The sequence below is a fragment of the Nocardia sp. NPDC060255 genome (genome assembly GCF_042727395.1).
Classification (GTDB): domain Bacteria; phylum Actinomycetota; class Actinomycetes; order Mycobacteriales; family Mycobacteriaceae; genus Nocardia.
On record NZ_JBHXAU010000008.1, the window covers coordinates 303,106 to 310,233 of the forward strand.

8 protein-coding genes are annotated in these 7,128 nt (G+C 67.1%); 7 read left to right on the forward strand and 1 reads right to left on the reverse strand.

From position 1 onward, the window contains the following. Positions 1-71: 71 nt before the first annotated feature. The 6 genes from ACFWF1_RS18105 to ACFWF1_RS18130 all read left to right on the forward strand — a co-directional run bounded on the left by ACFWF1_RS18105 (position 72) and on the right by ACFWF1_RS18130 (position 4,929). The gene (locus tag ACFWF1_RS18105; protein WP_379288805.1) at positions 72-1,271 is read left to right on the forward strand and encodes an NAD(P)/FAD-dependent oxidoreductase; all 1,200 of its coding nucleotides are present in this window, start codon (positions 72-74) and stop codon (positions 1,269-1,271) included. A gap of 4 nt (positions 1,272-1,275) precedes the next feature. Continuing rightward, positions 1,276-2,166 (forward strand): RNA polymerase sigma-70 factor, encoded by an 891-nt coding sequence (locus ACFWF1_RS18110; RefSeq protein ID WP_379288803.1) that lies wholly within the window; start codon positions 1,276-1,278, stop codon positions 2,164-2,166. Between the two features lie 61 nt (positions 2,167-2,227). Then, positions 2,228-3,376, forward strand: a complete 1,149-nt coding sequence (locus ACFWF1_RS18115; RefSeq protein WP_379288801.1) for a low temperature requirement protein A — start codon at positions 2,228-2,230, stop codon at positions 3,374-3,376. A gap of 105 nt (positions 3,377-3,481) precedes the next feature. Then, a complete protein-coding gene (locus tag ACFWF1_RS18120; RefSeq protein WP_379288799.1) occupies positions 3,482-3,763 on the forward strand; it encodes a DUF3761 domain-containing protein in 282 nt (93 codons plus the stop codon). 24 nt (positions 3,764-3,787) lie between these two features. Beyond that, on the forward strand, positions 3,788-4,405 hold the full coding sequence (locus ACFWF1_RS18125) for a DNA-3-methyladenine glycosylase (protein ID WP_379288797.1): 618 nt from the start codon (positions 3,788-3,790) through the stop codon (positions 4,403-4,405). A gap of 98 nt (positions 4,406-4,503) precedes the next feature. Then, positions 4,504-4,929: a DoxX family protein gene (locus ACFWF1_RS18130; protein WP_379288796.1), complete on the forward strand. Its 426-nt coding sequence runs from the start codon at positions 4,504-4,506 to the stop codon at positions 4,927-4,929. 69 nt (positions 4,930-4,998) lie between these two features. Here the strand turns inward: ACFWF1_RS18130 and ACFWF1_RS18135 are convergent, their stop codons facing one another. After that, complete coding sequence (locus tag ACFWF1_RS18135) at positions 4,999-5,232, reverse strand: hypothetical protein (protein WP_379288794.1); 234 nt, start codon at positions 5,230-5,232, stop codon at positions 4,999-5,001. 125 nt (positions 5,233-5,357) lie between these two features. On the opposite strand from ACFWF1_RS18135, the gene tyrS reads away from it, so the two are divergent. Then, on the forward strand, positions 5,358-6,635 hold the full coding sequence (gene tyrS / locus ACFWF1_RS18140) for a tyrosine--tRNA ligase (protein ID WP_379288792.1): 1,278 nt from the start codon (positions 5,358-5,360) through the stop codon (positions 6,633-6,635). The last annotated feature ends 493 nt before the right edge of the window (positions 6,636-7,128 follow it).

Consider the following 7,128-nt stretch of genomic DNA (forward strand, 5'->3'; position numbering starts at 1 on the left):
TCACGTCAGCCCAGGGCTGTTTGTCCCATGGTCGTCACCAACCCCGGTGACCGGACCATCGGAGCAACGCCATGAATACCGATCATCGGATCGTCATCCTGGGCGCCGGGTACACCGGCCTGCTGACCGCCGTGCGGCTGGCCCGGCGTACCCGCACGCTGAACGTCCGGATCACGCTGGTCAACCCGTCGCCGCGATTCACCGAACGCCTGCGCATGCACCAGATCGCCGCGGGCCAAGAACTGGCCGACCACCGCATCACCGACATCCTGACCGGCACCGGCGTCGAATTCGTCCAGGGCTGGGCCACTTCCATCGATCCAACCGCCCAGCGGGTAGTAGTCGACGACGCGGTGCCCCTGCCCTACGACGAACTTGTCTACGCCCTCGGCAGCAGCACCGACACCGCCCTCGTCCCCGGCGCCGCCGATCACGCCTGGACCCTCAACGACCCACACACCGCGCACCTTTTCGCCGGGCAGCTGAATGCCCTTGCGGCGCACGGCGGTACGGTCGCGGTCTGCGGCGGCGGACTGACCGGCATCGAGGCCGCGGCCGAAATCGCCGACGGTCACCCGGGTTTGCGCGTCACGCTGATCAGCACCGGCGAACCCGGCGCGATGATGGGCGACAAAGCCCGCGCCTACCTGCACCGCACGCTGGACCGCCTCGGCGTCACCCGCGCAACCGGCCAGGCCGTCACCAAGGTCTTGCCCGACGCGGTCGAATTGGCCGACGGCACACTGGTTCCCACCGATATCACCCTCTGGACCGCCGGCGTGCGCGTCGCGCCGCTGGCCACGCGGGCGGGCATCGAGACCGACGCCCGCGGGCTGATCGTGGTCGACGAGACCCTGCGCTCGCTCTCGCACCCGAACATCCACGCGATCGGCGACGCGGCCGCGGTGCGCATGCCGTGGGGCCAGATCCACGGCACCTGCCAGAGCGGCATGCCGACCGCCGCGTACACCGCCGACACCATTGCCCGGCGGCTGCGCGGAAAGACGGTGCGCCCCTTCCGTTTCGGCTACTTCCACCAGCCGGTCAGCCTCGGCCGCCGCGACGGTGTCGTCCAATTCACCAAGTCGGACGACACACCGGGCCGGTGCTACCTGACCGGTCGCCTGGCCGCCGCCTACAAGGAGTCGGTCAGCGCCAGCCCGGTCCCGGTCTTCCGGTTCAGCCGTCGGATGCACGTCCCGATCAAACTGAAGCCCGGCCGCCCCGCTCTCACCTGCGGTGTTCCATCGAAAACGGATTTGGGAGCATGACCGGATGGTCGACGTGACAACCCAGCAAGATCCCTTCCTCGAACACCGGCGACTCCTGTTCGCCACCGCGTACCGGATGCTGGGCACCGTCACTGACGCGGAGGACATCCTCCAGGACACCTGGCTCAAATGGCACGACACCGATCAGGCGACGGTGCGGCACCCGAAGTCCTACCTGGTCCGCACCGTCACCAACCTCTCCCTGAATCGGCTCACCTCCGCCCGGGCAACCCGCGAAAACTACGTCGGCCCTTGGCTGCCCGAACCCCTGCTCACCACGCCGAACATCGCCGAGGAGACCGAATTGGCCGACACCGTCTCCACCGCGATGCTGGTTGTGCTGGAAACCCTGAGCCCTGTCGAACGCGCTGTTTTCCTGCTGCGCGAGGTCTTCGGCTACACGCACGCCGAGATCGCCGACACCCTGGACCGCCCCGAACCGACCATCCGGCAGATCGCGCATCGCGCCCGCACCCACGTGCAAGCCCGCCGCCCCCGCTTCGACACCGACAAGGCCGAACGCGACCACATCACCGCACAGTTCATGGCCGCGTGCTCCGGCGGCGACCTCAACGCGCTGATGGATCTGCTCGCCCCCGACGTCACCCTGTGGAACGACGGCGGCGGCGTGGTCACGGCCGCCCGTCGCCCGCTGCACGGCTCGGACCACGTGGCCCGCTGGCTGCTCGGCGTGTTCGCCAAACCGGTGTCCGCGGGATTCGAACTCGAATCCGCCTACATCAACGGCGAACTCGGCACGCTGGCCTGCATGGGCGGAAATCCGGGTGGCGCGTTCACCTACGACATCGTCGACGGTCGCATCCAGCACCTGCGGTTTCAAGTGAATCCCGGAAAGTTGAAAGGTCTGTACCTGAGCCCCGACACTCTCGGATGAGTCGACGCGCCCGGCCAGAAATGACCGAGCGCGGAGTGTCCTGGCGTTTTAGGCTCCTGCCGTGAACAACCTGAACACCGCGTCGTCCAGCGACGGCGGCCAGCTACGAGCTTCGACGCTGGAACTTTTCTTCGATCTCGTCTTCGTCTTCACCATCACCCAGCTCACCCATGTCTTCAGCCACCACCCCGGCTGGCAGGCGCTGGGTCAGGTAGCGCTGCTGTTCGGCGTGATCTGGTGGATGTACAGCGGATTCGTCTTCCTCACCAACGAGGTGGCGCCGAGCAGCTCGGCCCGGCGCACCTGGCTGCTGATCGGCATGTTCGGTTTCTTCGTGGTGTCGCTGGCCATTCCGGATGCCTTCCACGGCACCGGCATTGCCTTCGGTGTCGGCTACTTCGTGATCACCGCGGTGCACACGGCGCTGTTCTACAGCAACGGCGGCGAGTCCGCTGTCCTCGCGATCAAGCGGATCGCGCCGCTCAATACCCTCGCCGCCGGGCTGGTGCTGGCCGGCGGATTCGCGCACGGCCGGCCGCAATACGCCCTCTGGGGTGCGGCGCTCGCGGTGCAGGTGCTGAGCCCGTATCTGGTCGATACCGGTGACTTCCGGATCCGGGCCAGTCATTTCTGTGAGCGGCACGGGCTGGTGATCATCGTCGCGATCGGTGAGTCGATCGTCGCCATCGGCGTAGGGCTGGCGGAGGAGAAGATCACGGTGCCGCTCATCGCGACGGTGGCACTGGGCCTGTGCCTCGCGTACGTGCTCTGGTGGGCGTACTTCGGCATCGATGACGAGCGCGGCGAGCACGCGCTCGCGGCGGTGCCGGAACGCGAACGTTCCCGGCCCGCGGTGCTCGCCTACGGATATTCGCTGTACGTCCTGCTCATCGGAATCATCGTGACCGCGGCGGGCATTGCGATGAGCATCGCGCACGGCAACGAGCCGGCCTCCGTCGCGACCGCCGCCGCGTTGTCCGGCGGTGTCGCGGTGTATTTCCTCGGTCAGTTCTTCTTCCGCCTCTCGCTGGGGCTGCCGCGCGCGTGGAGTCGGCTGATCGCCGCCGCCGCGGTCGCGGCCACCACGCCGATCGGGGTGGTGTGGGTGTCCTGGGGGCAGCTGGCCGCGCTCGTCGCGGTGGGCTACGCGGCCGTCATCATCGACGATCTGATCACCTTGCGCAGCGGCCAGCACAGCTCGTATCTGTAGGTCGTACGACTGATACCGGGGCACCTCCGGCGCGCGGTAGGTTGTTGCGACCGGCGAGAAATGCTTTGTCTCGCCGAATATCATTCGGTCGCAAGGACTTTCGCAATGAAAACGAAATCTCTGCTCGGGCTGTTCGCGGCCGTCGCCGGTATCGCCGCACTCGTCTCGGCCCCTGCGGCGGCCACCCCGGCGCTGCACACCGCATGCCCGGCGAGTCAGTACGAGAACGTCGATAACCGGTGCGTGCCGCGTCCGCAACAGGCCGCGACCCCGCCGTCGGGGGCGACCGCGCTGTGCAAGGACGGCACCTACAGCCTGAGTCAGCACCGCAGCGGCACCTGCTCCGGGCACAAGGGCGTCGCGCAGTGGCTGGTGCAGCTGCCGTAGTCGCTGTCTTGGACAATGGCGGCTGTGTCTGCCGATGAGCTAGCCGTCGAACCGCCCGTCGCCGCCCGCCGACTGCTGGGAGCCACCCTCTGGTCCGGCGCGGTCGGCGTGCGGATCGTCGAGGTCGAGGCCTACGGGGGAGATCCGGCCGGGCCGTGGCCGGATACCGCGTCGCATTCCGGGCGCGGGCGGACCAAACGCAACATGGTGATGTTCGGCCCGGCCGGAGTGCTGTACGTGTATCTCAGCTACGGCATGCACACCTGCATCAACGTGACGAGCGGTCCCGACGGGATCGCCAGCGCCGCGCTGATCAGATCCGGTGAGGTGGTGGCCGGGCTGGACGAGGCTCGCGCGCGCCGCCGTACGGCGCGGACCGACGCCGACTTGGCAAGGGGGCCGGGCAATCTCGGCAGCGCGCTGGGAATCACGTTGAGCGACTACGGAATTGCGCTATTCGATCCGTCCGAGACGATTCGGCTGGAACTCGGCCGTGCCATCGCCGCGAAGCAGATCGCCAGCGGTCCGCGCGTCGGCGTGAGCACCGCGGCGGACCTGCCGTGGCGGTTCTGGTTGCCGTCCTCGCCCGCGGTCTCCACCTACCGGCGCAGCCCACGGGCCCCGCGCGCCGAGGTGTCCTGAAAGTTTTTTCGCGGCGGCCGATGAGTTCTTTCGAGGGGCCACGTCCTATCAGGTGAACGCGCTAACACCCGGCGCGACCGACCTGAAGGAACGACATCATGACCGCCATCCCTGCCCCCGCCGCCTCCTCCGACGCCCGCCCCGGCAAGAAGCTGAACGTGGTCCTGTGGACCCTGCAGATCCTGCTCGGCCTCTTCTTCATCATCGCCTCGGGCCTGCCGAAGCTGTTCGGCCAGGAAGACGCCGTGCAGGCCTTCAAGGACATCGGCTGGGGCGACTGGTTCCGCTACTTCACCGGCATCGTCGAAGTTTCCGGCGGCATCGGCCTGCTGGTGCCGCGGCTGAGCGGCCTGGCCGCCGCAGGCCTGTCGATCACCACGGTGCTCGCCGCCGCCACCCAGGCCTTCCTGCTGGACGCGCCCCAACTCGCGCCCTTCCCGCTGGTGCTGGCCGTCCTCTTCGCCTGGATCGCCTACGAGCGGCGCGACAGCATCGTTGCGGTGCGGGAAATGCTGTCCCGCTGAACAATTCGATAACGCGGACGCTCGGCGGACTTCGGTCCGTCGAGCGTCACGCCGCGTTGCGGGGCAGGCTCACTCGGTAATCGGCTGGGAGAGATCATCTTCCGCGACCACCTGGTACACGGCGTTCAAGGTCGGTTCGCCCACCAGGTGCTCGATGCGTTCGTGGCGGCGTTCCTCGATCGGCGTGCGGCGCTCCATCCAGGCCGGGATATCGACGGCCTCGGCGTGCTCGATGAGGGCGAGGGCGAACAGCTCGCGGGGGTCGTCGACCGCCCTGTCGACCCGCAAACTCGGCGCGGCCATGGGCGTGGACATCCTCGTCCGCGGCTTCGCCGAGACCAGGCAATTCGCTCGACCCGCGCCGGATAACACCGACACACTGAGGTGCACTCCAGCCACCAACTACCCGTGCGGAAAGATGGGACACCGTGAGCGGCGACATCATCGACGAATTGACCTGGCGCGGACTGATCGCGCAATCCACCGACCTGGACGCGCTGCGCGCGGCCCTGGACGCGGGACGGTTGACCGTCTATGCCGGTTTCGATCCCACCGGGCCCAGCCTGCACGCCGGACACCTGGTGCCGCTCCTCGCGCTGAAGCGGTTCCAGCGCGCGGGCAACCGGCCGATCGTGCTGGCCGGCGGCGCCACCGGGCTCATCGGCGATCCACGCGACGTCGGCGAGCGCACCATGAACTCCACCGACACCGTCGAGGAGTGGGCCGGACGCATCCGTTCGCAGCTGGAACGGTTCGTCGACCTGGACGACCCGACCACCGGCGCGGTGATCGCGAACAACATGGACTGGACCGGACAGCTGTCCACCGTCGACTTCCTGCGCGATATCGGCAAGCACTTCTCGGTGAACGTCATGCTGGCGCGCGACACCATCAAGCGGCGCCTCGACGGCGAGGGCATCTCCTACACCGAGTTCAGCTACATGCTGCTGCAGGCCAACGACTACTTGCAGCTGCGGCGGCAGTACGACTGCACGTTGCAGGTCGGCGGCTCCGATCAGTGGGGCAACATCATCGCGGGCGTCGAGTTGAACCGGCGGGTCGACGGCGCTTCTGTGCATGCGCTCACTGTTCCGCTGGTGACTTCGGCCGACGGCAAGAAGTTCGGCAAGTCCACCGGCGGCGGCAGCCTGTGGCTCGACCCGGAGATGACCAGCCCCTACGCCTGGTACCAGTACTTCGTGAATACGGCCGACGCCGACGTGATCCGGAACCTGCGGTGGTTCACCTTCCTCTCGCGGGAAGAACTGGACGAACTCGAGCAGGCCACCGCCGAGCGGCCGCACGCGCGGGAAGCACAGCGCAGGCTGGCGGCCGAGATGACGACGCTGGTGCACGGCGAGGCGAACACCCGCGCGGTGCAGTTGGCGAGTCAGGCGTTGTTCGGTCGCGGCGAGCTGCGCGAACTGGATGAGCCGACGTTGGGTGCCGCGCTGCGGGAAGCCGCCGTCGCCGAGCTGGCCGCGGGGGAGCCGAGCACGATCGTGGATCTGCTCGTCGCCACCGGGCTGAGCGAAAGTCGCGGTGCGGCCCGGCGTGCGGTGAACGAAGGCGGGGCGTCGGTGAACAACGAGCGGGTCTCGGATCTGGAATGGACGCCCGCCGACAGCGACTACCTGCACGGCCGCTGGCTGGTTTTGCGGCGCGGCAAGAAGAACCTCGCCGGGGTACTGCGGGCAGGTGCATGAAGATCGCGGTGGCTTGAGTCACATCCGTGTGATTCAAGCCCCCGGTCGGGTCGAAGCCAGGGCTCTGATCTGGGGAAACACCGGCCAGAACGATGGATTTGACTCTGCGTTATCCGCCGCGTAACTTAGTTCGAGTCAGAGCGACACGGACACCGACCCGGAGCCGAGAAGCCCAGCGGAAACGCTGAGCGGATGGACCGGGAAACGAGGTAGTACGAGAGCGCCTGGCCATCAGTTAGAAACCTAAGGTGATCATGCGGACTTGACTCTGCGCGAGATGCCGTTTAGGCTGGAACAGTTGCCTCACGGACGAACCGGTTAGCGCCGGGGATGAAGTGTGTGCGTGTGTTCTTTGAGAACTCAATAGTGTGTCGATGAATGTCAGTGCCAATATATTTATTGGTTCCGGCCTCTCATACCCCCCGGTTGACGAGGTCGGACATTTAGTCAGCAAATCTTTTTGCTGGCGTTTTGTTTTGCTAGGTTTTCGGAC

What these genes read in the sequence shown, in the direction of transcription:
- ACFWF1_RS18105 (WP_379288805.1), top strand. Translation starts at nt 72, where the DNA reads ATGAATACCGATCATCGGATCGTCATCCTGGGCGCCGGGTACACCGGC.
- ACFWF1_RS18110 (WP_379288803.1), top strand. Translation starts at nt 1,276, where the DNA reads ATGGTCGACGTGACAACCCAGCAAGATCCCTTCCTCGAACACCGGCGA.
- ACFWF1_RS18120 (WP_379288799.1), top strand. Translation starts at nt 3,482, where the DNA reads ATGAAAACGAAATCTCTGCTCGGGCTGTTCGCGGCCGTCGCCGGTATC.
- ACFWF1_RS18130 (WP_379288796.1), top strand. Translation starts at nt 4,504, where the DNA reads ATGACCGCCATCCCTGCCCCCGCCGCCTCCTCCGACGCCCGCCCCGGC.
- ACFWF1_RS18135 (WP_379288794.1), bottom strand. Translation starts at nt 5,232, where the DNA reads ATGGCCGCGCCGAGTTTGCGGGTCGACAGGGCGGTCGACGACCCCCGC.